A 25,672-nucleotide genomic window follows, 5' to 3' on the forward strand; every position below is an offset into this window, starting at 1 on the left:
TGGAAACCGGAAGCTGGACATCGTTCCAGCTTTCGGCTTTCCAGCTTCTGGTTTTTTAAGGGATTGAAACGGGTCCGACTCCCGCCACTCCCCCGATTTCCCCCAAGGCAACACAGAGAAGGAAAACACCGTGAACCCGGTAATCAAGAAGTTCCAGTTCGGTCAATCGACCGTAACCCTCGAGACTGGCCGTATCGCCCGTCAAGCCTCCGGTGCCGTACTGGTCACCATGGACGACGACGTCACCGTGCTGGTGACCGTGGTCGGCGCCAAGCAAGCTGATCCGGGCAAGGGTTTCTTCCCGCTGTCCGTGCACTACCAGGAAAAAACCTACGCTGCCGGCCGTATCCCCGGTGGTTTCTTCAAGCGTGAAGGTCGTCCGTCCGAGAAAGAAACCCTGACCTCGCGTCTGATCGACCGTCCGATCCGTCCGCTCTTCCCGGAAGGTTTCCTGAACGAAGTGCAGGTCATCTGCACCGTGGTCTCCACCAACAAGAAGACCGATCCGGACATCGCTTCCATGATCGGTACTTCCGCAGCCCTGGCCATCTCTGGCATTCCGTTCGCCGGCCCGATCGGCGCCGCTCGCGTGGCTTACCACGAAGAGACTGGCTACCTGCTGAACCCCAACTACGAACAGCTCAAGGCTTCCAGCCTGGACATGGTGGTTGCCGGTACTCAAGACGCCGTACTGATGGTTGAGTCGGAAGCCCAAGAGCTGACCGAAGACCAGATGCTGGGCGCCGTACTCTTTGCCCACCAGGAATTCCAGGCCGTGATCCAGGCCGTCAAGGAGTTCGCTGCCGAAGCTGGCAAGCCGACCTGGAACTGGACTGCCCCGGCCGAAAACACCGCTCTGCTCAGCGCCATCAAGGCCGAGTTCGGCGAGGCCATCTCCCAGGCCTACACCATCACCATCAAGCAGGACCGCTACAACCGCCTGGACGAGCTGCGTGACCAGGTCGTCGCCCGCTTCGTTGGCGAAGAAGAAGGTCAGTTCCCGGCTGGTGAAGTGAAAGACGCCTTCGGCCTGCTGGAATACCGCACCGTTCGCGAGAACATCGTCAACGGCAAGCCGCGTATCGACGGCCGCGACACCCGCACCGTACGTCCGCTGAAGATCGAAGTCGGCGTGCTGGGCAAGACCCACGGTTCCGCCCTGTTCACCCGTGGCGAAACCCAGGCCCTGGTCGTTGCCACCCTCGGTACCGCCCGTGACGCCCAACTGCTGGACACCCTGGAAGGCGAGCGCAAGGACGCCTTCATGCTGCACTACAACTTCCCGCCCTTCTCGGTAGGTGAGTGTGGTCGTATGGGCAGTGCTGGTCGCCGCGAAATCGGTCACGGCCGTCTGGCCCGTCGTGGCGTTTCCGCCATGCTGCCGAAGGGCGACGAGTTCCCCTACACCATTCGTGTGGTTTCCGAGATCACCGAATCCAACGGTTCCAGCTCCATGGCTTCCGTTTGCGGCGCGTCCCTCGCGCTGATGGATGCCGGCGTGCCGATGAAGGCGCCGGTTGCCGGTATCGCCATGGGCCTGGTGAAGGAAGGCGACAAGTTCGCCGTCCTGACCGACATCCTGGGTGACGAAGACCACTTGGGCGACATGGACTTCAAGGTAGCCGGTACCGCCAAGGGCGTAACCGCGCTGCAGATGGACATCAAGATCAACGGCATCACCGAAGAAATCATGGAGATCGCTCTGGAGCAGGCTCTGGAAGCGCGCCTGAACATCCTCGGCCAGATGAACCAGGTGATCGCCGAGTCCCGTAGCGAGCTGTCTTCCAACGCCCCGACCATGATTGCCATGAAGATCGAGCCGGACAAGATCCGCGACGTCATCGGCAAGGGCGGCGCCACCATCCGTGGTATCTGCGAAGAGACCAAGGCTTCCATCGACATTGAAGACGATGGCAGCGTGAAGATCTTCGGCGAGACCAAGGAAGCGGCCGAGGCTGCGCGCCAGCGCGTTCTGGGCATCACTGCTGAAGCCGAGATCGGCAAGGTGTACGTGGGCAAGGTCGAGCGCATCGTCGACTTCGGCGCCTTCGTCAATATCCTGCCGGGCAAGGACGGTCTGGTGCACATCTCGCAGATCAGCGACAAGCGCATCGACAAGGTCACCGACGTTCTGCAGGAAGGTCAGGAAGTCAAAGTCCTGGTCCTTGATGTCGACAACCGTGGTCGCATCAAGCTGTCGATGAAGGATGTAGAAGCCGCCGAGGCTTCGGGCGTCTGATAATCGCCGCACGATGAAAGAGAGGGCCCCTTGCGGGCCCTCTTTTTTTGCCCGGACAATGGCGAACCGCCATCGTGCCTGGAACAGTCATGGACAAGACGCTCTGCCAGTACCATCCCGCCCAACCCGCAACCTGGCACTGTGTGCCATGTCAGCGCCATTTCGGTGATTGCTGCATTCCCCTGAATGCTGACGTTCCCGACGACAGCCCGGCCTGTCCGTTATGCCGCAGCCAGCTGACCTTCCTCGGTGCGGCCAACACCGCCCAACCCTTCTGGGAACGTCTGCCTCAATTCTTCGCTTACGGCCTGCAGACCGGGCCACTCGCTTTCAGCGCCCTGTTGGCCCTGGCAGGCCTGTTCATGCCGCGCTCGCTGATCCTCTGGATCATCTTGCTGAGCATCGCCACCAAGTACTTCCACAGCGTGATCGAGGCCAGCAGTGAGGGCGTGCGAGAGTCGCCGTCACTGGTCAGTGCCTTCGCTGGCGAAGGCTTTTCATTGTTCTTCAAGCAGATGGCGGTCTTTGCCATCGCGCTTGGGGCACTCTGGCTGGCAGCCGATTTCAACAGCGAGACGATCTTCTGGGTGGTGAACATCGCCATTGTGCTCCTGCTGCCGGCAAGCATTATCCGTCTGGCGCTGAGCAAAGAACTCGGTGCTGCGTTGAGCCCCGACCAGGTGGGTGAAGTGATCAAGGCGATGGGCTGGCGTTACCTGATCCTATGCGCTTTTCTCTTCATCCTCTGGCAATCCCCCAGCTACGTGGCCTGGATGCTTTCCGGTGGTTTGCCCAAGGTGGTGCTGATGCCAATCGCCACTTTCCTGTTCGGGTACTTCGGCGTGGTGATGTGCAGCATGATGGGCTATGCCGTGTTCCAGTATCAGGGGGCATTGGGCTTTGCGATTGCCGAGGAAGGCACCCAGCAGGGGTTGCCGGAAAACGAATGGCGCCGACGCAAGGCTCTCGCCGAAGCAGAGATTCGTCTCAAGGAAGGCCAAAGCGATGGTGCCCTGGAGATTCTCTCCAACGCTCTGCAGCGCGACCCCGAGGACTTGCGCCTCAACGAACGTTTCCACCAGTTGCTGTTCGGGTTGGGCGCGCGGGAGCGCTGCCTTCGCCACCTGGATCATTACCTGCCCCTGGTCGCCCGCCAGAACCCTGCGCAGGCCGCGACTGCGCTGCTGAACGCCCGCCAGTTCCAGGCTGACTTCCTGCCCGGCGATGCGCTGGTGTGCGAGCAGGTCGCGGGTGCCCTGCTCGATCGCCACAAGGTGCGCGAAGCGTTGAGTCTGCTACGCAACCTGCACCAACGCTTCCCCGACTATCCACATATTCCGCGTGCCTACCTGCTGGCGGCTCGTGGTTTCGCCGAAGGCCTCGGTCAGGTGGAGCCGGCGCAGAAGCTGCTGGCATACATCCGCGCACGCTATCCGGCTTCGCCTCTGTTGGACCAGGTCACTGCCCTGGAAGGCACCATCGCCAGGTTGGGTAACGCTGGACGCTGAGACGGGTTTGATCGTGCAGTCTGCAAGGCCTCCTAGGGGAGAACTTGCAGACTGCATGTGGCAGGTTCTTCGGTGATGTATTTATCTGATTGATTTTGTTGGTTTTTATCTTAATTCGGAAGCTGGCACAGGCCTTGCGACATTTCTCGTGACCCTGCAGCCGGGAACTTGCTGCAGATGTTCCGAAGTAAAGAGGAGAACCCCTCATGAAACAGTCTTTCACCAAGTGGACCTTTGCCGCTGTTACTGCTGCCGCCATCAGCCTGCCGTTCGCTACCGGCGCTTACGCAGAAACCAGCGGACAAACCATGCTGGCAGCCAGCGACACCGTTCAGAAGGCCGAAGAGGCTGTCTCGGACACCTGGATCACCAGCAAGGTCAAATCGACATTCCTGGCTGACAAAAACCTCAGCGGCATGGACATCAAGGTCGAAACCAACAAGGGCGTGGTTGCACTGTCCGGCATGGTGAAAACCGATGCCGAACGTGACCTAGCCATCGAAACCGCCAAGAACATCAAGGGTGTCACTGCGGTTTCTGCCGACGGCCTGAAGTCCGCCGATTGACCCTCGGCTGGTTCCGCCCTTTCCGGGCGGCCCAGCTAAAGTAAAGGAGCGTCCTATGAACGCTGACATCATCAAAGGCAAATGGAAGCAGCTAAGCGGCCGAATCAAGGAGAAGTGGGGCCACCTGACCGATGACGATCTCGACGTGGCCGAAGGTCATAGTGAGTATCTGGTCGGCAAGCTGCAGGAGCGCTACGGCTGGAGCAAGGATCGGGCGGAGCAGGAAGTCCGCGATTTCAGCAGTCGGCTCTGATGCCTGCCGGAGAGGAAAAGCCCCGCAATTGCGGGGCTTTTTCTGTCAGCGCGCCAGGTGCTGCTGATACAGCGCCAGTTGGCGGGTCTGTTCCGCCTCGGGGAAGGCGCGGCGCAGGTACTGTCCCAGCTCACCAACTCCGCGTAGATCCTGGCGCTGGCCCAGTTGCTTGGCCAGTTGCAGTGTCAGGCCGGGAAGCTGCGGCGGCACTGGGCTCGCCTCGCACAGTCGACGCCACGGCGCCAGGGCGCGGGTGCAGTCCCCGGCCTTGATCAGGCGCTGCAGCAGGTGCAGCAAGACAGCGGGGTGCTGCAGCATGCGTTGCTGCGGGTCGGCCACGTCATCGGCCAGCTTCTGCAGCAGTGGCAGGGCAGCCGTCTGTTCGGGCAGGCTGAAAAGCTGCTTCAGCACAGCGGTCAGTAACGGCTTGTCCTGGCGCCCCTTGGCCACGGGGTAGAGGCGCTCCAGGAGCGCCAGTCGGCCGGGGTAGCGCTGCAGCAGCTCGAGGCCGCGCGGCGCTGCCTGGTCAAGGGCGAAACGACCGATCAACTGGTCAAGGGCAGTCAGTTCTCGCTTGAAGGGTGCGTCCGGGTCTTCCTTGTTCAGGTAGGCCTCATCAACCTTGAGGAAGCCCACCTTGTGCAACAGCCAGGTCGAGAGGAAGCCGAAGGCCAGTCCGCCGAGGTGCGCGTAGTAATTGACGTGGTCATCGGCCAACAGCACGCCGTACAGCTCTTTGCCGAGCCATGCGGGAAATATCCACAGGGCTGGCGCCTTGAAGTAGCCGATGAGGGGACCCAGCCAGTAGAAGAAACGGATCTTGCGCAGGCCATAGACACCAATGGTCATGCCCATCAACCCCGAGACCGCCCCCGAGGCACCGATACCCGCTACCCAGACCGGGTCCATGGCCCACCAGAGCAGATGCGACGCGAGGCCGCTCGCCAGGTAGAGGCCAAGGTAGACCCAGCGCCCCAGCGCCGCTTCCAGGGCGAATCCGCAGATGAAGAGGAAGATCATGTTGCCCAGCAGGTGATCGAAGCTGCCATGCAGGAACATGGCGCCGAACAGCCCCTGGACACTGAACTTGTTGGGGATGAAGCCGAATCGCTGTGCGCTAATGCGGTCCCGTGCCGCTTCGGCTTTCTGTCGTAACTGCTGCCAGGCGGGATCGGCCTGGTAGGCAGGGAGTCGGTGCAGCCAGTCCTCGAACTCCAGATCGCGGAGGATGATTGTCGCCAGGTCCTGCCGACGCATGGCATCGATGCCACGGCGCTGGTCAGCGTCGAACTTCTCGCGCTCCACCAAATGGTCGATGAACAGGGCGCGCTCGCGGTTGAGCAGGCCACCGTCCAGGTAGAGCTGCTGCGCTTCTTCGACGCGTGCCTGGTCGCCGCCCTGGTAGACGATGTAGATCAGGGTATTGAGCAGGATCAGCAGCAAGGTGATGACGGGCGGTCGGCGCCAGTCCAGGGGTTGATCAGCAGGAAGGATGATCATCGCGCGCGCCTCAGTTGCGCTTGCTGTCGATTTCGTCGAGGCGCCCGCCGAGGAATTTCAGGTAGTGATACATACCGTTGCTGGGGCCGTAGACCCATTCTTCCACTTGCATCTCCTGGCGCCCGCCGGTGGTTACCGAATACCCGATGAAACTGCGCGAGGCCGGTTCGCCGCACTTGCGCTGAACCTCGACACTGCGATCGCCAACGCTGACGAGTTTGCTTTCGCAGCGGAAGGTGTTGGCCGTGGCGTCGAAGACAAGCAGAGGGAGGGCTGCGACGGCGCAGGTGAGGGCTTTCATGGGGGCGGGCATCCTGTCCTGGGGGTAAGAATGCGCAGAGCCTAGCATTCCGTCCGAGCGGCTGTCAGTTGCCCCGCTTGCTGTCGATATTGCGCAGCCGATTGCCTTCGAAACGAAGGAACTGGTACATGCCATTGCGTGGTCCGTACACCCATTCCTCGACCCGGACTTCGTTGCGCCGGTAATACTCGTCGATCACTTCCTTGAAGCCCAGGTCGGCACGGCTGATCGGCTCGCCGCACTTATCGAGGACCTCGCTGGTAGTGTCGTCGAGGCTGATGAGGTTGCTGTTGCAGCGCAAAGTGGAGGAGGCCTGGGCGTTGCCCAGAGCCAATAGCAGCGAAGCAAGGAAAAGGACACGGAGCTTCACGGGGATGTCCGAATGGCGAGAGGTGGCTACAGCCTACACCCGGCGCTGAGGACCGTCAGCGGCTGCGCCGGGTTTCGATACGTACCAGGCGGTTGCCTTCGAAAGTGAGGATGCTGAGCATGCCGTTGTTGGGGCCGTAGACCCATTCCTCGACGTTGAACTCGCGCCGGTCGTAGGAGCCGAGGGTGTAGCCGACAAGGTCACGGTGTACCGGCTCGCCGCATTTCTGCAGGACCTCGAAGGTGCGGTCGCCGAGGCTGATCAGCTTGCTGCCGCAGCGCATGGTCTCGGCCCCGGCCGGGGCGGCCAGGACGAGTGTCAGCACGGCGAGCGGCAGCGTACGCATGGAAGACTCCTACTCGCTGTCCAGATGCAGCGGGGTGATCACTTCACCGGCCTGGTTTGGGTCCACCAGGCTGATGTCGAGCAGGAAGATGCGATCATCGGCGAGACCGCCACGGTCCACCAGATAGTCCTTGATGGTGGCGGCGCGGGCCTGACCCAGCTGGCGCAGCAGCAGGTCGCTCTGCGCCCAGGACGCCAGCACCGCGTCGCGCAGCTTGACCGTGCGCTGCTCGCTGTCCAGCTCCGTCCACTCGGCAGGTGGCTGCTGTTTCAGGCGGGTGCGGTAGATGCCTTCCAGCATAGGCGCTTTCTCGTCGTCCGGAACCTCGATCTGGCTGGCCTCGGCTGGCACTTTGTCGCCTCGGCGCTGGGCGATCTTGTAGTAGGTGCTCTGATATTCCCGTTCCAGGCGTTGTTGGGCCAGGAGCGGACCGTCGGCGGCCTTGGCGCTAGCGCCTTCCACCTCCAAGCGCAGTGCCGGGCGCTTCTTGAGTGCCTCGGCCAGGGTGTCCAGGGCCTTCTGCGCATCAGTGTCGAGCTCGCTGCTACCGGCCGGGAAGGGAACCTGGCCGAGATCTTCGCTGCTGCCACCTACCAGGCCGGCGACGAAGTTGAAGGGCGCCTGCACGGCTCGCAGCACTAGATTGCGCAGGGTCTGCCAGACGATGGGGGCAACGCTGAATTGCGGGTCGTTGAGATTTCCGGCCACGGGCAGCTTGATGTCGATCTTGCCTTCGGTGTCCTTCAGCAGTGCGACTGCCAGTCGCACCGGCAAGTCCACGGCGTCGGGACTTGAGACCTGTTCACCGAGCTGCAACTGCTCCAGGACGAGATGGTTGTCGGCTTTCAACTGACCCTTCTCGATCTGGTAGTGCAGGTCCAGGTTCAGTCGACCCTTGCGGATGCGATAGCCAGCGAATTTGCCAGAGTAGGGCGTCAGGGTGGTCAGCTCGACGCGCTTGAAACTGGTGGCGATATCCAGGCTGTCTAGCGGATCGAAGGGGTTCAGACTGCCCTTGATGGTGACTGGTGCGTAACGATCCACCTTGCCGTTGATCGCGACCTTGGCCGCCTTGGGGTTGCGGTTGTCGAGAGTGCCGATTTCGCCGTTCAGCTGTTGGATGGCGGTGGCGAAGTTCGGCGTCAGGCTGAAGTCGGCGAAGTTGGCCGAGCCGTCCTTTATCTCGATGCCGCCAATGCGGATGCCCAGGGGCTTGGCAGCGGGTTTCTGTTTGGCAGGGGCGGTGGTTGGGGCGCCGGCTTCTGCGGACTGCTTGATCACCAGCTCACTGGCGTTGGTGGTGAGGTCTTCGTTGATGATGAAGCGCGCGTAGGGCTGGCTCAGGCTCACCTTGTCGATATTCAGGCTGTCGCCGTGTTGGTAATTCAGACCTTCCACCAGCAATTGCTGCCATTTGACGAAGTCGCGCTCCTTGATCGTGTCCAGGGTGTGCATCTGGTTCACCAGGGCGCGGCCGGTTATGCCAAGGGCCAGTGGCTCAGTGCCCTTGAGGTCGACATTGAGGTCGCTATCGAGCATGCCGCTGCGCACTTCCAGGCGCACGAATGGACTGAGGTAGGCCTGGGCCACACGCAGGTCGATGTCCCGAGTCTGCACCTGCAGTTTGGCGGTGGTTGGCTTGAGCTGGACCTGGCCCACCGCCTGCAACTTGCCCTGTTTGCCGAGGCCGGTGTCGAGGCTCAGGTTGAAAGGCGATTCGCCCCGGCTGTCGAAGTCCTTGAGATCCAGGTTCAGGGGGCCCAGCTCCAGTTGCACAGGCTCCTTGGGCACTCGGTCGGCCAGGTGCACCTTGTAGCCGCGCAGCTGGGTTTCGCGTAGCAGAACCAGCCAGGGCTTGCTCGGTTCAGCTTTGGTGTCGGCAGACTCGCTGGCGGCTTTCTCGTCAGCCTTGGCTGCCGGTTTGGCCTCGCTGGCAAACAGTTTCTGCCAGTCGAGTTGGCCATCGGACTCACGTGCTGCCCAGGTCTCCAGGTTCTGGCTGTGGATCTTGCCAATCACCACTTCCTGCTTGACCAGGTCGAGGGAGCTGTCGCTGACCTCCAGCGTCTCCAGGTTGACCAGGGGGCGGTTATCGGGCGCTTTGATGGCGAAGGGCGCCACTTTGATCCAGATCTTGTCCAGGTTGAGCTGGGTGCCTTTGGCCAGATTCAGCTTGTACTCGGTGGACAGGCTGATCACGCCTTTCTCCAGCACCAGCGGTACCGCGTCGCGGACATAGGGCCAGACGCCCTTGAGTTTGCCTTCTGTGAGCTTGAGCGTGCCGCTGGAACTGAAAGGCACCAGGCTGATCTGGCCTTCCCAGTCGATCCGCCCACCGTATGGACCGGTGGCGACCAGGGACATCTCCGAACTGTCATCGGGCAGGGTGCTGAGATTGCGCAGTTCCAGATTCAGCGAGTCATAGACGAACTCGATGGGTTCGCTCGGGCGGAGGTCCTCGAAATGCAGGCCGCCCTCGGTCAGCTTGATGCGGTCGATGCGCAGCGGGAAAGGATCGCCGGCGGGCTCTTCCGGCTTGGGCTCACTGGGCGGCAGCTTGAACAGCTGGGCCAGGTTGAGCTTCCCGTCCTTGGCGAACAGCACCTCGGTGGTCGACTTGTCGAGCTCCACGTCCGCCAGGTGCAGGGCACCAGACCACAGGCTGTCCAGTTCCAGGTTGGCATAGAGCCGTTCGAAGCCTATTTGCTCGGCCTTGTCTTCGCCGATGTGCAGCCCCCATAGCGTCAGTTCAAGGCTGAAGGGGTTGAGCTGGATGCGCTCCAGCCGTGCGGGAACCGTGGCGTACTGGGCCAGTTGCTGGTTGGCCACCCGCAGGGCGATCCCCGGGATGATCAGAAAGCCAAGCAGGCTGTAGAGGGCTACGACGATCAGCAGGGCGCAAACGGCCCGTTTCAATCCTTTGTACATGAGGCGTCAACTATCCCGGCGAAGAATGCCTTGGATTATGGCACGGCCTCAGGGTTCCGCCTGACGGCTGGCTCTCGTTACCGAACGGCTTTTAGAGCTGCAGGATCAAGGTCTTGAGCGGTGGGCGCGCATCTCGGGAGGGGAAGTCGGCGGCGGGTGCCAATTGCTGGCAGTCGCGGACTGGGCGGCCCAGTTTGCTCGCGCAACGCAGCACCAGTTCGCGCCAGTCCTCCATATCCACTTTTGCCAGGTTGTTGTTGCACACCAGCACGCCGCCATCCTCGGTGGCCAGCAGGGCCGGCTTGAGCAGGCTCTGATAGTCGCGCAGCAAGTCCACGGTTCCGAAGGCGCTCTTGGCCCAGGCGGGCGGGTCGAGGAATACCAGGTCGAACTGGCGCTGCTCCAGGCGCGGGTAACTGGGCAGTTTCTGGCCGTGGCGGCGGGCGATGGGCTGCCCGGCCAGTTGGCGGATCGCCGGGAAGTAGTCCGATTGCACAAAGCGCATGGGGGCCAGGCTCGGGTTCAGGGCTCCGTTTTCACGGCCGACCGCGAGATTGCCCTCGGCGAAGTCCAGGTTCCACACCTCGCTTGCGCCGCCGCCGGCAGCGCAAACGCCAACTCCGCAGGTGTAGGCGAAAAGGTTGAGCACGGACTTGCCGGCACTGTTGTCCTTGACCCAGCCACGGGCGTTGCGCAGGTCGAGGAAGAGTAGCGGGTCCTGCCCCGCATGGCGGCCGCGTACCCGGTAGTTCAGGCCCCACTCGCGACCCACGAGGTCTTCCAGGGCAGCCGGTTCAGCCTGATAAACCGGGTCGTGGCGATCAACGCGTGAATTGCCCTGGGAGCGGTCGTTGTAGACCAGCAGCAGCTTCTCGCCGAGAAACTCGTTTACCGCAGCAGCCAGATCCAGCAACGGGCCGCGCTCCAGTGGCTGGTGAAAGCTCTGCACCATCAGCTGGGGGCCGTAGCGGTCGACGGTCAGGCCCGGTGCGCCTTCCTGGCTGCCATGGAACAGCCGGTAGCAATCGGTGTCCTGGGCATGGAGCTCGGCCAGCAGCGGCTGGCGGGCATCGAGGGCGGCGCGCAGCGCCTGGATGAGAGCGGAGGACATGCGCGGCGTCTCGCAAAAAGGGGCGCGCAGTTTAACAAACGAGAGCGGGTTGGGCTTTCGTAGGTTGGCGCCCCGATAGGGGGCTATATGTTGGGCTTCGCCCTGCGCGCCAACCTACGAGTTGGATCAGCGCTCGATGGCCAGGGCCACGCCTTGGCCGCCGCCGATGCAGAGGGTCGCCAGGCCTTTCTTCGCATCGCGCTTGAGCATTTCGTGCAGCAGGGTCACGAGTACGCGGCAGCCGGAGGCACCGATGGGATGGCCGAGGGCGATGGCGCCGCCATTGACGTTGACCTTTGTGGTGTCCCAGCCCAGCTCCTTGCCAACCGAAAGGGACTGTGCGGCGAAGGCTTCATTGGCCTCGATCAGGTCCAGGTCGGTCAGGTTCCAGCCCGCCTTTTCCAGGCAACGGCGGGTGGCAGATACCGGGCCGATGCCCATGATCGCCGGGTCGACACCAGCATTGGCATAGGCCGCGATGCGGGCCAGCACCGGCAGGCCCAGGGCCTTGGCCTTTTCCGCACTCATCAGCAGTACGGCGGCGGCACCGTCGTTGAGGGTCGACGCGTTGCCGGCGGTGACGCTGCCGTCTTTCTTGAACGCAGGCTTGAGTTTGGCCAGGGCTTCGGCAGTGGTGCCGGCGCGTGGCTGCTCGTCGGTGGAGAAGGCAACCGGATCGCCTTTCTTCTGCGGGATCAGAATGGGGGTGATCTCATCTTTGAAGCGCCCGGACTCGATAGCGGCCGCGGCCTTCTGCTGGGAGGCGGCGGCAAAGCTGTCCTGCTGTTCGCGGTTCAGGCCGTACTTCTCCACCAGATTCTCGGCGGTAATGCCCATGTGGTAGTCGTTGAAGGCATCCCAAAGGCCATCCTGGATCATGGTGTCCACCAGTTTGGCGTGACCCATGCGCAGGCCGGTACGGGCACCTGGCATGACGTAGGGCGCCAGGCTCATGTTTTCCTGGCCGCCAGCGATGATCACCTCGGCGTCGCCACAGCGGATGGCCTGGGCTGCCAGGTGCAGCGCCTTTAGGCCGGAGCCGCAGACCTTGTTCAGGGTCATGGCTGGAACCGCATGGGGCAGGCCGGTGAGGATAGCAGCCTGGCGTGCCGGATTTTGGCCGGACCCGGCGGTGAGCACCTGGCCCAGGATCACTTCATCGACCTGCTCGCCCTTGAGGCCGCTTTGCGCCAGCAACTGGCGAATCACGGCGGCTCCCAGCTCGGGCGCAGGAATGTTCGCCAGGGAGCCCTGGAAGCTGCCGATGGCGGTGCGGGTGGCGGCAACGATTACGACGTCTTGCATGGATCTGTCCTCACAGCTGTGAATTGGGGCAGGCAATGACCGAGCAAGCCGCAATCGTCGCACAGGGAATTTGGTCGGACCACACTCTCAACGGGGGGGCAGCCCCATACGGCGGCGCGCACGATGGACAGCGCCATTGCGCATGGCCCAGCGCAGCAGCGGTGCTACCCGCCAGACCAGATCACGCACCACGCGGCGCTGCCAGGGGCGCTGGTAGAGGCCGAGCATGGCGCTGGCCCAGTCCGGCATCAGGTCGATGCCGGCCTGCATCATCAGCACACCAAAGGGTTTGGCCACCGCGCTGGGTGACGGGGCGCCGAGGAGAACTCGCACTACTTCCCGGCTGCGGTCATCGCAGGCAAGCTGCGGGCGCATTGCCTCCAGATAGTCCGCCACTTGCTGGCGGGACTTCGGTACGCCCTGCGCACCGAGTCGTTCAGCCACCAGGGCGATCTCAGCGTAGTAGCGGTCCTGTTCTTCACCGGAAAGCTGAGGGTTCAGGTAGCGCAGGTGAGCCTTGAGGAAGCAGCTCACTTCGGCCACGTGCACCCAGGTCAGCAAAGCCGGGTCGCTGGCGGCATAGGAGCGGCCGTCCGGAGCGGTGCCGACCACCTGCATATGGATGGTGCGGACCTTGTCGATCAGCCAGTCGGCGTCCTTGCGGGTGCCATAGGTGGTACCGGAGATGAACTGGCCGGTGCGGCGCAGGCGGCCGAGCATGTCCGCGCGGAAATTGGAGTGGTCCCATACGCCGGAAAGCGCCAGGGGATGCAGCATCTGCAAGAGCAAGGCGCTGATGCCGCCGATCATCATCGAGGTGAAATCGCCGTGAACCTTCCAGGTCACAGAGTCTGGGCCGAAGAGGCCTGGATCACCCTTGGGGTTTTCGAAATCGAGCTGGCCGAGGGCTAGACCGGTGAGGCCGATGATCTGGCTTTCGATGCGGCGGCGAATGAATTCCATGCAGCGAGGGCTTCCAAGCGAAAGGCGCCAGCCCCCGAGGAGACTGGCGCCTTGACAGGGCTTACTGGTTGAGGCGTTTGTCGATCAGGTTCTGCACCACCGACGGGTCGGCCAGGGTGGAGGTATCGCCGAGGTTATCCAGCTCGTTGCAGGCAATTTTGCGCAAAATGCGGCGCATGATCTTGCCCGAGCGGGTCTTGGGCAGGCCCGGCGCCCACTGGATCAGTTCGGGCTTGGCGAAGCTGCCGATTTCCTTGCTGACCAGGGCCAGTAGTTCTTTCTTCAGTTCCTCGGTCGGTTCCAGGCCCTTCATTGGCGTAACGAAGGCGTAGATGCCCTGTCCTTTGAGGTCGTGCGGGTAACCCACTACGGCGGCCTCTGCCACGGCGTCATGCAGCACCAGGGCGCTTTCCACTTCGGCGGTGCCGATGCGGTGGCCGGAAACGTTGATGACGTCGTCGACGCGGCCAGTGATCCAGTAGTAGCCGTCCTCATCGCGCCGGGCGCCGTCACCGGTGAAGTAGTAGCCGGGATAGGCTGCAAAGTAGGTGTCGATCATTCGCTTGTGGTCGCCGTAGACACTACGGATCTGGCTCGGCCAGCTGGCCTTGATCGCCAGTACGCCCGAGCCGGCGCCGTCGATTTCCTTGCCTTTATCATCCAGCAGCACCGGCTGCACGCCGAAGAAGGGGCGAGTGGCCGAGCCGGGCTTCAGGGCAGTGGCGCCGGGCAGCGGGGTAATGAGGATGCTGCCGGTTTCGGTCTGCCACCAGGTGTCGACGATGGGGCAGCGGCAGTCGCCCACTACGTTGTAATACCACTCCCAGGCTTCCGGGTTGATCGGTTCGCCGACGCTGCCAAGCAGGCGCAGGCTGGACCGGGAGGTCTTCTTCACCGGTTCCTCGCCTTCGCGCATCAGGGCGCGGATGGCGGTGGGAGCGGTGTAGAAGATATTCACCTGGTGCTTGTCGATCACTTGCCAGAAGCGCGAGGCGTCGGGGTAGTTGGGCACGCCCTCGAACATCAGGGTGGTAGCGGCGTTAGCCAGCGGGCCATAGACGATGTAGCTGTGGCCGGTGACCCAGCCCACGTCCGCGGTGCACCAGTAGATCTCGCCTTCGTGATAGTCGAACACGTACTTGTGGGTCATCGCTGCGCCCAGCAGGTAGCCGCCGGTGGTATGCAGCACGCCCTTGGGTTTTCCGGTGGAACCGGACGTGTAGAGGATGAACAGCGGGTCTTCGGCATCCATCCATTCCGGCGGGCAATCCTCGCTGGCGCCGCGCAGGGCCTCGTGGTACCAGAGGTCGCGCCCGTCCTGCCAGTCGATCTTGCCTTCGGTGCGCTGGACCACCAGCACCGAGGATACGTTCGGGCAGTCTTTCAGGGCCTTGTCGACGTTCTGTTTCAGCGGGACGTATTTGCCGCCGCGAACACCTTCGTCGGCGGTGATCACTGTGCGGCAGTCGGCATCAAGGATGCGGTCACGCAGGGCATCCGGGGAAAAGCCGCCGAACACCACCGAGTGCACGGCGCCAATGCGCGCACAGGCGAGCATGGCGTAGGCCGCCTCGGGAATCATCGGCATGTAGATGCAGACCCGGTCGCCTTTCTTCACGCCACGACTCTTCAGCACATTGGCCAGGCGGGCCACATGGCTGTGCAGCTTGCGGTAGGTGATCTGCGCGGATTCGCTGGGATTGTCACCTTCCCAGATGATGGCAACCTGCTCGCCTCGCTGCTCCAGGTGGCGATCGATGCAGTTGTAGGCGACGTTCAGCTTGCCGCCCTTGAACCACTCGGCCTCGCCTTTCGCAAGGTCGCTGTGATGCAACTGGTCCCAGGGCTTGAACCAGGTGAGGAAGCTGGTGGCCTGCTCGCTCCAGAACAGCTCGGGCTGCTCCACGGACTGCTGGTACAGGCGCAGGTAGGCATCGTTGTCGACGAGGGCGTGCTTGCGCACGGCGTCCGGCACGGGGTGAAGGCTGATCTCGTACATGGCGGGTCCTTGTTGTTGTAGAGCCGAGATGGCGACAAGGGTGCATCCAAGCCGTCGCCGGGTTCAAGGGTTGTCCATGGAGTTTTGAACCCGGTGCCCGCCAGATCGTTCAGCGACGCGGATATTCCAGCTGGGCGGCGACGAAGGTGGCAGTGGCGCCGCCGTAGCGCGCGACGATGTCGTCCAGAGTTTCGTCCAGCACCTGACCGGGCGGCGCGTTGCTGTCGGGGAGGGCCGATTTTCCTCCCATGGACGCATCGGGTAGCAGCACCAGGCCGTGACGAGTGCGAACCGGCCCATCGCCGACGGCCAGCACGTCGGTGCGGAAACTGCGGGCCCATGCATCGGCGCGCAATGCGAGGGAGGCTTCATCGAGTCCTGGCCGCAGCGCCAAGGTCAGGGTTTCGTGGCGCCAGAAGGCCAGGTAGTTTGCCACCGCCGTCAGGTAACCGCCGGGGCCAAAGGCAAATGTCTGGCTCTGGTGCTCGGCGGACCAGCCGGCCAGGCCGATCTCGCGTGCGAAGGCGATCGTCTTCGCCTCACCGGCAATCGCTTGTACCAGGGCCAGGGACACAGGCAGTGCGGCGCTGACTCCTGAGCTGGTCACCAGCTTGCCATCCACCACGTAGCGGCGGTTGACCCGCCAACGGGTGTCGGGGAAGTCCTCTTCGCGCTGCGCCTTCGAATACCAGTGACCGGTGGCCCGACGGCCATGGAGCAGGCCGGCGTGGCCCAATACCAGTACACCGTCGCAAATGCCGACGATGGTGGCCCCCCTGGCGGCCTGATCGGCGACGAAAGCAGTGAGTATGGGATCGTCGCTATGGTGCACGGCAGGGACGATCAGGTGTCCGCCCCCTCCGGGTAGTCCTGTTCAAACTCGGCAGTGGTCGCCTGGGCTTCGACTTTCAGCGCCGGCATCAACTGCAGCGGCCCTTTGCGGGTGGACAGGGCGACCACCTTGGCTACTCCGGCGCGGCTGAGCAGTCCGAAGGGCACCATGAAGTCCACCAGCTCGGTCATGCGGTTCTCGCCGACCACAGCCACCAGCGGCTGCTCGCGTCCGGCATGCGGGTGGTAGGACTGGAGCGTTTCCGCCAGCCCAAGCAGGGGGATGTACAGCAGCAAGATCAGCAGTAGCGCTCGCATGGGCCTTCTCCGAGACGGGGATTCCAGTCTGGCGCGCGGGCAGGTGTCCTGAATGACAGCTATGAGTGAATATCTGCCAATCCTGCCGTCGAGCGCCCCCGCATGCAGCCTCCTCATAACGTACTGCTGTTGGTTTTTCCCGAATTCCAGTTGCTGGATGCCACCGGTCCGGCGGACGTATTCGCTGCGGTGGCCGAGCACCTTCCGAAGCAGTTGGGCGTGCCCTACGTGCTGCGGGGCATTTCCGCCAATGGTGGACTGGTGCGTTCCAGCACTGGGCTCGAGTTGATGACCGAAGCCTTGCCCGAACCAACCAGCCTGGCCGGGTGCACGTTGGTGGTGGCGGGCGGCTTCGGCATACAGCGGGTGATGGGACAGGGCGTGCTGGCGCGTTGGCTGAGGGAGGCCGGACCTGTTGCGGCGCGTTGCTGTTCGGTCTGTACAGGGGCTTTCCTGCTGGCGCAGGCCGGGCTACTGGATGACCGCTCCGTGGTGACTCACTGGAAGTACGCCTCGCTACTGCAGCGGCTATTCCCGAAATTGCGGGTGCAGCAGGACGCACTGTTCGTCCGTGACGGGGACTTCTACAGCTCAGCGGGCGTGACCGCTGGAATGGACCTCTGCCTGAGCCTGGTGGAGGAAGATCATGGCCGCGCACTGTCGTTGCAGGTGGCCAAGGGGCTGGTCATGTACCTGCGCCGGCCGGGAGGACAGCGGCAGTTCAGCGCCGAACTGTTGGCGCAGCAGGCGCCTGAAGGTGGTTTGCTGGAGCAATTGGTCCATTGGCTTCGTGGTCGACTGCACCAGGAGCTGGATATCGAAGCTATGGCGGCGAGGGCCGCGGTCTCTCCACGCACCTTGCACCGGCATTGCCAGGCGGAGCTGGGCATGACGCCGGCGAAGCTACTGTTCCAGCTACGTCTTGAAGAGGCCTGTCGACTGCTGGAGGCGGGGGCGCCATCGCTCAAGCGTACGGCGGAGAAGACCGGGTTCGGCAGCGAGTACAACCTGCGCAGGGCCTTCGTTCAGGCCTTGGGAGTAACGCCGAGCGAGTATCGGCAGCGGTTTTGCCGGTAAGGGTGGATTTGCGAATGATTTCGCTCCCACAAGGCACGATACGGCTTGTGGGAGCGATATGGGTTAACCGCGATGGCGTGCGCGGAAGAAGTCGATCAGGCCCTGAGTCGAGCCATCCTCGGCCTGGGCTTCGTCCTGGCCAGTGAGGCGCGAGTAGACCGTCTTGCCCAGTTCCTTGCCGAGCTCCACGCCCCATTGGTCAAAGGCATTGATGCCCCAGAGTACGCTCTGTACGTAGACCTTGTGCTCGTACATGGCGATCAGTGCGCCCAGACGGCGAGGGCTGATGCGTTCCACCACCAGGGTATTGCTCGGCCGGTTGCCGGGCACGACCTTGTGCGGCGCCAGGCGCTGCACTTCGTCTTCCGGCAATCCTTTGGCGCGCAATTCGGCCTCAGCCTCCTCGCGGGATTTGCCGAGCATCAGCGCCTGACTCTGGGACAGGCAGTTGGCGAAAAGCCACTGGTGGTGGTCGGCCACCGGGTTGTAGCTGGACACCGGGACAATGAAGTCCGCCGGAATCAGCTGGGTGCCCTGGTGCAGCAACTGGTGATAAGCGTGCTGGCCGTTGCAGCCGACGCCGCCCCAGATCACCGGGCCAGTGCCAGCGGTGACCGGGGTGCCATCTTGACGCACGCTCTTGCCGTTGGACTCCATGTCCAGCTGCTGCAGGTGGTCGGTGAAGTTCCGCAGGTAGTAGTCGTAGGGCAGGATCGCGTGGCTGCGGGCGCCCCAGAAATCGCCATACCAGACACCAAGCAGGCCGAGGATCACCGGGATGTTGCGATCAAACGGTGTGCTCTGGAAGTGCTGGTCCATGCTGTAGGCGCCGGAGAGCAGTTCCTTGAAGTTGGAGATGCCGATGGACATGGCGATCGGCAGGCCAATGGCGGACCAAAGCGAATAGCGACCGCCGACCCAGTCCCACATGGGGAAGATATTTTCTTCGCGGATGCCGAATGCCACCGCAGCTTCCTTGTTGCTGGAAACCGCGATGAAGTGCCGGTACAGCTCCTCTTCGCTGCCGCCCTGGGCCAGGTACCAGGCGCGGGCGGCTTGGGCGTTCTTCAGGGTTTCCAGGGTGCCGAAGGACTTGCTGGAGACGATGAACAGCGTGGTCTCGGCGTTCAGTCGGCAGGCCAGTTCGCGGAACTCGCTGCCGTCGATGTTCGCCAGGTAGTGGCAGCGCACACCTTTCTGGGCGAAGGGCAGCAGTGCTTCGGAGACCAGTTGCGGGCCGAGGAACGAACCGCCGATACCGATATTCACCACGTCGGTGATGGGTTTCTCGGTGTAGCCACGCCACAGACCGTTGTGCACGTAGCCCACCAGTTCGGTCATCTGGTGCAGGACGCGATGCACCTCCGGCATCACGTCGACGCCTTCTACCCGCACCTTGTCGCCAATGGGACGACGCAACGCCGTGTGTAATACCGGACGCTGCTCGGACGCGTTGATCACATCACCACGGAACATGGCCTTGATGGCGTCGCCGAGCTGGGCTTCTTCCGCCAGCTTGACCAGCAGGTTCAGGGTGTCGGTACGGATCAGGTTCTTCGAGAAGTCCAGCAGCAGGCCGCAGGCGCTGTGGCTGAACTGCTTGAAGCGCTCAGGGTTTTCGGCGAAGGCCTGGCGCAGGCTGAAACCGGCAAGTTCCTGGCGATGCTGGCGGAGCACGGTCCAGGTGGGCAGTTGAGTGACATCGAGCGGCGTCAGGTGGTGATCCATGGCGTACCTGTGTGCGACTTATGAAAAAGCCCGGAAAAGTCCGGGCTTCGGGTCATTCTGTATCCCGGTCTCAGGCGACCTGTACCGGAATCGCGTTGCTGGTGTGGCTGAGTTCATTGCCCGGAGCCATGTACAGCATACGCGGTTTGAAATTGGCCAGTTCGGCTTCGCTGTAGTGAGCGTAGGCGCAGATGATCACACGATCACCCACCTTGGCCTTGTGCGCCGCAGCGCCGTTGACCGAAATCATCCGAGAGCCATTCTCGGCGCGGATGGCGTAGGTGGTGAAGCGCTCGCCGTTGTCGACGTTGTAAATCTGAATCTGTTCGTACTCGCGGATGCCAGAGAGATCGAGCCATTCACCATCGATGGCGCAGGAGCCTTCGTAGTCGAGCACGGCGTGAGTAACTTCGGCGCGGTGCAGTTTGGCCTTGAGCATGATGGCGTGCATGGCTTTTCCTCGTCAGGATGCGGGCGGCGGCAGAGTTTGCCCGAACCCCCGAGGGGGTTCAAGGCTATGACGGGCGTTGGTCAGGCTTGCGCTTCGAGGTTGAAGGCAAGGTTGTCGATCAGGCGGGTGTTGCCCATGAAGGCGGCGCCCAGGATGACCAACTGCTGGTCCTTGTCACCTGCGGGGCGCAGGTTCAGCGCTTCGCGGACTTCGAGGTAGTCCGGGCGAAAACCTGCCTTGGTCAGTTCGGCCTGGCCTTCCTGCTCCAGTGCGGCGAAATCGCGGCGTCCTGCGCGGATGGCAGATGCCAGTTGCTGCAGGGTGCGGTAGAGCGCCGGAGCAGCCGCCCGCTGAGCGTCGTCCAGATAGCCATTGCGCGACGACAAGGCCAGACCATCTTCGGCGCGCACCGTGGGCTCGCCCATGATCTGGATCGGCATGTTCAGATCACGCACCAGCTTGCGGATGACCGCCAACTGCTGGAAATCCTTCTCGCCGAATACCGCGAGATCGGGCTGGACCATGTTGAACAGCTTGCTCACCACGGTGGCGACGCCTTCGAAATGGCCAGGGCGGCTACCGCCACAGAGTCCTTCGGACACCAGCGGGACATTTACACGGGTCTGGCCGTCCATCCCGTCCGGGTACATTTCTTCCACGTCCGGATGGAACAGCAGATGGCAGCCAGCGGCCACCAGCTTTTCCTGGTCGGACACCAGCGTGCGTGGATACTTGGCCAGGTCTTCGCTGGGGCCGAACTGCAGCGGGTTGACGAAGATGCTTGCTACCACGAAGTCGACTCGCTGGCTGGCTTTTTCCACCAGGGCGACGTGTCCGGCGTGGAGGTTGCCCATCGTCGGCACGAAGCCAACGCGCTTGCCTTCACTGCGCGCGCGGGCGACGGCTGCGCGCAATTCTCGGACGGTCTTTACGGTGTTCATGCGGAGAATCCGTGTTCGGCGGCGGGGAAGGAGACGTCCTTGACGGCCTGGACGTAGGCAGCGATCGCTGCCTGGATGCTGGTCTGGCCTTCCATGAAGTTCTTCACGAACTTGGGTGCACGGCCGGTGAGGGACAGGCCAAGCATGTCGTGCAGGACCAGAACCTGGCCATCGGTGGCGCTACCGGCACCGATGCCAATTACCGGGATCTTCACCGACTGGGTGATTTCTGCGGCCAGTTCGCTGGGCACACATTCCAGCAGCAGCATCGCTGCGCCAGCTTGTTCCAGGGCCATGGCGTCGGCGCGCAGTTGGCGCGCCTGAGCCTCCTGGCGTCCCTGGACCTTGTAGCCGCCGAGGATGTTCACGGCTTGCGGGGTCAGGCCCAGATGGGCGCATACCGGTACGCCGCGCTCGGCCAGCAGACGGATGGGTTCGGCCAGCCAGGCGGCACCTTCCAGTTTCACCATGTGGGCACCGGCCTGCATCAGTGCGGCGGAGTTGGCGAAGGTCTGGTCGAGGTTGGCATAGGCCATGAACGGCAGGTCGCTGATGATCAGCGCGCCCTGGTTACCGCGTTTCACAGCCGCGGTGTGATAGGCCATTTCGCTCACGCTGACCGGCAGGGTGCTGTCATGGCCTTGCAGGACCATGCCAAGGGAATCACCCACCAGGAGCACATCTACGCCGGCCTGGCAGGCGGCCCGGGCAAAAGTGGCGTCGTAGGCTGTCAGCATGGCGATCTTCTCGCCTTTCAGCTTGAGCTCTTGCAGGGTGGTCAGGGTCACATCAGGCATGAAAACGTCCTCAGCGGCGCCAGTTTGCACCGGCGCGGGGCAACGGGACGCTTATAGTCCCGATGGGGGGGCATGAAGTCAATTGCAGGTGTTACCGACCTGTTACGGCGTTACCGCCAAGTCGGGCAGGCGTTCGAGGCCTTCGAAGGGGCAGGCGCTCAGCAGGCTTTGCAACGGGCGCCCATCGGGCAGCTGCAGGTCGCCGGCAATCTCCGCCAGGGGGTAGAGCACAAAGGCACGGGCATGCATGTGGTAGTGCGGAACCTGCAGCCGGGGCTCGTCGATCCGGTGTTGGCCGAACAGGAGGATGTCCAGGTCCAGGGTGCGTGGCCCCCAGCGCTCGTCCTTGCGTACGCGCCCTTGCGCAAGCTCGATGACTTGCAGGGCGTCCAGAAGGTCCAGTGGGGCGAGCTCTGTTTCCAGAGCAGCGACGGCGTTGACGTAGCGGGGCTGGTCCGCCGGGCCGAGCGGGTCGCTGGCGTAGAGCGAGGACACGGCAGCAAGCCGGGTGCGGGGCAGGTCGCCCATCGCCGCGAGGGCTCCACGCAGCTGGCTGACGGGGTCGGCGAGATTGCTGCCGAGGCCGATGTACACGCGTTCCATGATTACTCGCCCGGAGTACCGGGGGTGTTGTCGCCGCGTGGGCCGCGACGGCGGCGGCTGCCACCGCGACGGCGACGCTGGCCGGACGGCTGCTGATCATCCTTGGCGCTCAGTTCGCGGATCATATTGCGGCGCTGGCTGTCGCTGGCGTCCTGGTAATCGGTCCACCAGTCGCCCAGACCATCGGTTTTTTCGCCGGCGCTTTCGCGCAGCAGCAGGAAGTCGTAGCCGGCGCGGAAACGCGGATTTTCCAGCAGCAGGTCGGCGCGCTTCCCGCTTCGGCGCGGCAGGCGCTCCTGCATGTCCCAGATCTCACGGATCGGGATGCTGAAACGCTTGGGAATGGCGGTGCGCTGGACCTGCTCCGTGATCAGACCGTGGGCAGCTTCCTGCATCGCCGGGATCGGCGGCATGCCGCGCTCCTGCAGCTGCGCCGCGCGGGCGGGCAAGGCCGGCCACAGCAGTGCAGCGAAGAGGAACGCCGGGGTAACGGGTTTGTGCTGGCGGATGCGTTCGTCGGTGTTGATCAGCGCCTGGCGGATCAGTCTACCGGTGTACTCGGGGTCTCGTTCAAGCGCAGCGGCGCTGGCCGGGAACAGCGGAGCGAAGAGGTCGAACTCCACCAGTAATTCGAAGGTGCGTTCGGCCTTGCCGCTGAGGAACAGCTTGAGCACTTCGTCGAACAGGCGCGCTGATGGAATTTCGCGCAGCATCGGTGCCAGACGGCGAATGGGAGCGGCGCTGTGTTTCTCGATCTCGAAGTCCAGCTTGGCGGCGAACCGCGCGGCGCGCAGCATGCGCACCGGGTCTTCCTGGTAACGCTGCTCTGGAATGCCGATCAGGCGCACCAGGCGATTGCGGATGTCGTGCACGCCGTGGGCGTAGTCGAGGATGCGCTCGGTGGTCGGATCGTAGTACAGCGCATTGATGGTGAAGTCGCGGCGCTGTGCGTCGTCTTCCAGGCTGCCATAGACGTTGTCGCGCAGGATGCGGCCGCTTTCGTTACGCGAGGCCTGGTTGCTGTCTTCCTCGTCTTCACCTTGCGGGTGGTTGGCGCGGAAGGTGGCGACTTCGATGATCTCCCGGCCGAACTGCACATGGGCCAGTTTGAAGCGGCGGCCAATCACCCGGGCATTGCGGAATTCGGCGCGCACTTGTTCCGGGGTGGCGCTTGTGGCCACGTCGAAATCCTTGGGGCGCAGGTTTAGCAGCAGATCGCGGACGCAGCCACCAACGAGGTAGGCCTGATAACCCGCCTTCTGCAGGCGCTCGACCACCACCACGGCGTTGCGGCTGATACCCGAGCGGTGCAGCGAGTGCTGATTATTGCCCAGTACTTCGGGAGTGCTGCGCGGATGCTGAGCGCGGCGAAGGGGGGATCGGAAAGACTGGAACAGCTTCTTCAGCATGGGATGCACTGTTTTGCGGGATGGACGGCCAGAAAAGGATATGGGCGCACGATGGCCGCGGATTCTAGCACTGGGAGGGGGGATGGAGAAGAAAAGGTCTGAAAGGAGGCAAAGCTACTGGGGGAGCCGAAGCTCCCCCCCAAATTGGTGCGTGCTTTGTTTTTATTGTTTCGGGCTTGGTGTTTTTGTTGTTCGACCCGGTCCAGCAAGCATTTCGCCTCTGGATATGCCCTCCAATCGAGGGTTAATAGCAAACGGATTGCTTTGGACGCTGATGGTGCCTTGATCATTCCATGACCCAACCAGTACGGGCGCTGTCTCAGGACAGTTTTATTGTTCTCGGTCTGGCTGTGGGGCGAGCCCCAAGGGCAACTCCTCTCCAAAAGAATCAGTTAGCTGCGCCTCCGCTGTCTTGTTTTTGTTGTGCTGGAGTCGATACGTCTTGTTTTTATTGTGGGGTTCAGCATTTCTTATTGTTGTTGTGCCAGAGATAAAGCAGATGTCGTGCCAACTTTTGTGATTCCTTGTGAATCAAGGCTTTGCGAGCGGCGGTGGCGGATCGGAGGGCAAAAAAAGGCCGGGTTTTCGTTACCTTTAAACCCGGCTTTGTTACGCGATGTTTGGCGGGGTAACAGCGCACGGAACCAGTTGTGTTTCCGTACTGTCACCCTCGTCGGGGGCTCAAGGCCCGGCTGCGGCGCCGGATTTGCGGCGAGGGATACCCAGACGCTGGCGGCGCTCCCATAGGCATTTGCGACTGATCCCCAGTTTGCGGGCCAGTTCGGTTTCAGTCATGTGGTCCTGGTGCTCCAGCACGAAGTGCTGGAAGTAGTCCTCGAGCGAAAGGTCTTCGGTGGGCTCGTGGGCTGTGTTGTTGGCCTGGGCTGGCGCCGCGGCTTCGTTGAAGTCGAGGTCGTCCAGATCGTCCAGCTCGATGTCGATACCCAGCAGCTCCGCCGAAATGTCCGGGCTCTCGCACAGGATCACTGCACGCTCGATGGCGTTTTCCAGCTCGCGTACGTTACCCGGCCAGTTGTAGTGGCGGATCGCTTGTTCGGCATCCGCTGCGAAGCGCAGGCTTTCGCGCCCCATCTGGGAGCACTGACGAGCCAGGAAAGAGCGAGCGATCTCCAGTACGTCGTTGCCGCGCTCACGCAGGGCGGGCAGTTTCAGGGAAATGACGTGCAGGCGGTAATAGAGGTCCTCGCGGAACTGGCCAGTTTTGGCCAGGGTCTTGAGGTCGCGGTGGGTGGCGGCGATGAGGCGCACGTCGACCTTCTGCGACTGCACCGAGCCAACGCGGCGGATTTCGCCTTCCTGCAGAACCCGTAGCAGACGCGCCTGGGCTTCCAGCGGCAACTCGCCGATCTCGTCGAGGAACAGGGTGCCGCCGTCGGCGGCTTCCACCAGACCGGCACGGCCGGCGGTGGCGCCAGTGAAGGCGCCTTTCTCATGGCCGAAGAGTTCCGACTCGATCAACGTTTCCGGGATGGCCGCGCAGTTCACCGAAATCAGCGGCGCCTTGGCGCGACGGGAAAGGTTGTGCAGGGCACGGGCCACCAGCTCCTTGCCGGTGCCGGACTCGCCCTGGATCAGCACGGTGGAGTCGGTCGGGGAGACCTTGCGGATTTTGCTGTAGAGCTCGAGCATCGCCGAGCAGGAGCCGATGATGCCAATCTCGCCATCGGCGTTGGCAGCTGCGGCCTTCTCGCCGGCGCGGCCGGCACTGGGGCGCTCGCTCGGAGTCGATCTGGCTTCCTGGCGCTCCTTGAGGATGCGCGCGACAGCCTGGAGCATTTCGTCATGGTCAAAGGGCTTGGCGATGTAGTCCACCGCGCCCATCTTCATCGAATCCACTGCCGAGCGCAGGCTGGCGTAACTGGTCATGATCAGCACGGGGGTGCCTTGGGCCAGCTTGATCAGTTCGGTACCGGGAGCGCCAGGCAGGCGAAGGTCGCTGATGATCAGGTCGAAACCGGGAATGCTGTAGCGCTCCTGGGCTTCCTGTACGGAGCCAGCCTCACTGACCTGATACTGGTTGCGTTCCAGTAGGCGTCGCAGGGCGGAGCGAATGATGGTTTCGTCTTCGACGATCAGAATATGTGGCATTAATTCGGCTCTCTAGACG

The 25,672-nt window shown here is 62.9% G+C and carries 23 protein-coding genes; 5 read left to right on the top strand and 18 right to left on the bottom strand.

Going from position 1 to position 25,672, the window contains the following annotated elements:
* The first annotated feature begins 130 nt into the window (after positions 1-130).
* The 4 genes from pnp (at position 131) to D6Z43_RS24055 (ending at position 4,566) form a co-directional block, all read left to right on the top strand.
* A complete protein-coding gene (gene pnp, locus D6Z43_RS24040) occupies positions 131-2,239 on the top strand; it encodes a polyribonucleotide nucleotidyltransferase (protein WP_120654516.1) in 2,109 nt (702 codons plus the stop codon).
* 89 nt (positions 2,240-2,328) lie between these two features.
* Entirely contained in the window at positions 2,329-3,747 is a 1,419-nt protein-coding gene (locus D6Z43_RS24045; RefSeq protein ID WP_120654517.1) for a hypothetical protein, read from the top strand.
* A gap of 206 nt (positions 3,748-3,953) precedes the next feature.
* Positions 3,954-4,313: a BON domain-containing protein gene (locus tag D6Z43_RS24050; protein WP_120654518.1), complete on the top strand. Its 360-nt coding sequence runs from the start codon at positions 3,954-3,956 to the stop codon at positions 4,311-4,313.
* 55 nt (positions 4,314-4,368) lie between these two features.
* Positions 4,369-4,566 (top strand): CsbD family protein, encoded by a 198-nt coding sequence (locus tag D6Z43_RS24055; RefSeq protein ID WP_120654519.1) that lies wholly within the window; start codon positions 4,369-4,371, stop codon positions 4,564-4,566.
* Positions 4,567-4,611: 45 nt separating this feature from the next.
* Here D6Z43_RS24055 and D6Z43_RS24060 read toward each other — a convergent pair whose 3' ends face one another.
* The 11 genes from D6Z43_RS24060 to D6Z43_RS28480 all read right to left on the bottom strand — a co-directional run bounded on the left by D6Z43_RS24060 (position 4,612) and on the right by D6Z43_RS28480 (position 16,538).
* On the bottom strand, positions 4,612-6,066 hold the full coding sequence (locus D6Z43_RS24060) for a rhomboid family intramembrane serine protease (RefSeq protein ID WP_120654520.1): 1,455 nt from the start codon (positions 6,064-6,066) through the stop codon (positions 4,612-4,614).
* Positions 6,067-6,076: 10 nt separating this feature from the next.
* On the bottom strand, positions 6,077-6,367 hold the full coding sequence (locus D6Z43_RS24065; protein ID WP_120654521.1) for a DUF2845 domain-containing protein: 291 nt from the start codon (positions 6,365-6,367) through the stop codon (positions 6,077-6,079).
* A 64-nt stretch (positions 6,368-6,431) separates the two neighbouring features.
* Complete coding sequence (locus tag D6Z43_RS24070; protein ID WP_120654522.1) at positions 6,432-6,737, bottom strand: DUF2845 domain-containing protein; 306 nt, start codon at positions 6,735-6,737, stop codon at positions 6,432-6,434.
* Positions 6,738-6,792: 55 nt separating this feature from the next.
* Entirely contained in the window at positions 6,793-7,083 is a 291-nt protein-coding gene (locus D6Z43_RS24075; protein ID WP_120654523.1) for a DUF2845 domain-containing protein, read from the bottom strand.
* A 9-nt stretch (positions 7,084-7,092) separates the two neighbouring features.
* Positions 7,093-10,011, bottom strand: a complete 2,919-nt coding sequence (locus tag D6Z43_RS24080) for a DUF748 domain-containing protein (protein ID WP_120654524.1) — start codon at positions 10,009-10,011, stop codon at positions 7,093-7,095.
* A 91-nt stretch (positions 10,012-10,102) separates the two neighbouring features.
* Complete coding sequence (locus D6Z43_RS24085) at positions 10,103-11,122, bottom strand: class I SAM-dependent rRNA methyltransferase (RefSeq protein WP_120654525.1); 1,020 nt, start codon at positions 11,120-11,122, stop codon at positions 10,103-10,105.
* Between the two features lie 126 nt (positions 11,123-11,248).
* On the bottom strand, positions 11,249-12,427 hold the full coding sequence (locus D6Z43_RS24090; protein ID WP_120654526.1) for an acetyl-CoA C-acetyltransferase: 1,179 nt from the start codon (positions 12,425-12,427) through the stop codon (positions 11,249-11,251).
* A gap of 87 nt (positions 12,428-12,514) precedes the next feature.
* Positions 12,515-13,390 (bottom strand): oxygenase MpaB family protein, encoded by an 876-nt coding sequence (locus D6Z43_RS24095; RefSeq protein WP_120654527.1) that lies wholly within the window; start codon positions 13,388-13,390, stop codon positions 12,515-12,517.
* Between the two features lie 61 nt (positions 13,391-13,451).
* Positions 13,452-15,389 (bottom strand): acetate--CoA ligase, encoded by a 1,938-nt coding sequence (gene acs, locus D6Z43_RS24100; RefSeq protein WP_120654528.1) that lies wholly within the window; start codon positions 15,387-15,389, stop codon positions 13,452-13,454.
* 109 nt (positions 15,390-15,498) lie between these two features.
* A complete protein-coding gene (locus D6Z43_RS24105) occupies positions 15,499-16,221 on the bottom strand; it encodes a DJ-1/PfpI family protein (RefSeq protein ID WP_256660913.1) in 723 nt (240 codons plus the stop codon).
* A gap of 11 nt (positions 16,222-16,232) precedes the next feature.
* Positions 16,233-16,538 carry a hypothetical protein gene (locus tag D6Z43_RS28480; protein ID WP_256660914.1) on the bottom strand — a complete coding sequence of 102 codons (306 nt, stop codon included), beginning with the start codon at positions 16,536-16,538 and terminating at the stop codon, positions 16,233-16,235.
* Between the two features lie 102 nt (positions 16,539-16,640).
* Here D6Z43_RS28480 and D6Z43_RS24110 point away from each other — a divergent pair, with 102 nt between their 5' ends.
* Positions 16,641-17,615, top strand: coding sequence for a GlxA family transcriptional regulator (locus D6Z43_RS24110; RefSeq protein ID WP_120654529.1), 975 nt, complete (start codon positions 16,641-16,643; stop codon positions 17,613-17,615).
* 63 nt (positions 17,616-17,678) lie between these two features.
* Here the strand turns inward: D6Z43_RS24110 and pgi are convergent, their stop codons facing one another.
* The 7 genes from pgi to D6Z43_RS24145 form a co-directional block, all read right to left on the bottom strand.
* The gene (pgi, locus tag D6Z43_RS24115; protein ID WP_120654530.1) at positions 17,679-19,343 is read right to left on the bottom strand and encodes a glucose-6-phosphate isomerase; all 1,665 of its coding nucleotides are present in this window, start codon (positions 19,341-19,343) and stop codon (positions 17,679-17,681) included.
* A 70-nt stretch (positions 19,344-19,413) separates the two neighbouring features.
* Positions 19,414-19,794 carry an aspartate 1-decarboxylase gene (panD, locus tag D6Z43_RS24120; protein ID WP_028630028.1) on the bottom strand — a complete coding sequence of 127 codons (381 nt, stop codon included), beginning with the start codon at positions 19,792-19,794 and terminating at the stop codon, positions 19,414-19,416.
* 80 nt (positions 19,795-19,874) lie between these two features.
* Complete coding sequence (panC, locus tag D6Z43_RS24125; RefSeq protein ID WP_120654531.1) at positions 19,875-20,735, bottom strand: pantoate--beta-alanine ligase; 861 nt, start codon at positions 20,733-20,735, stop codon at positions 19,875-19,877.
* A complete protein-coding gene (gene panB, locus D6Z43_RS24130) occupies positions 20,732-21,532 on the bottom strand; it encodes a 3-methyl-2-oxobutanoate hydroxymethyltransferase (protein ID WP_120654532.1) in 801 nt (266 codons plus the stop codon). Before panB ends, panC begins: the two co-directional genes overlap by 4 nt.
* Before the next feature lie 102 nt (positions 21,533-21,634).
* Complete coding sequence (gene folK / locus D6Z43_RS24135; RefSeq protein WP_120654533.1) at positions 21,635-22,135, bottom strand: 2-amino-4-hydroxy-6-hydroxymethyldihydropteridine diphosphokinase; 501 nt, start codon at positions 22,133-22,135, stop codon at positions 21,635-21,637.
* 2 nt (positions 22,136-22,137) lie between these two features.
* Positions 22,138-23,544 (bottom strand): polynucleotide adenylyltransferase PcnB, encoded by a 1,407-nt coding sequence (locus tag D6Z43_RS24140; RefSeq protein WP_120654534.1) that lies wholly within the window; start codon positions 23,542-23,544, stop codon positions 22,138-22,140.
* Positions 23,545-24,225: 681 nt separating this feature from the next.
* Positions 24,226-25,653 carry a sigma-54 dependent transcriptional regulator gene (locus tag D6Z43_RS24145; protein WP_120654535.1) on the bottom strand — a complete coding sequence of 476 codons (1,428 nt, stop codon included), beginning with the start codon at positions 25,651-25,653 and terminating at the stop codon, positions 24,226-24,228.
* Positions 25,654-25,672 lie beyond the last annotated feature (19 nt).

It is taken from the genome of Pseudomonas sp. DY-1 (assembly GCF_003626975.1).
Classification (GTDB): domain Bacteria; phylum Pseudomonadota; class Gammaproteobacteria; order Pseudomonadales; family Pseudomonadaceae; genus Metapseudomonas.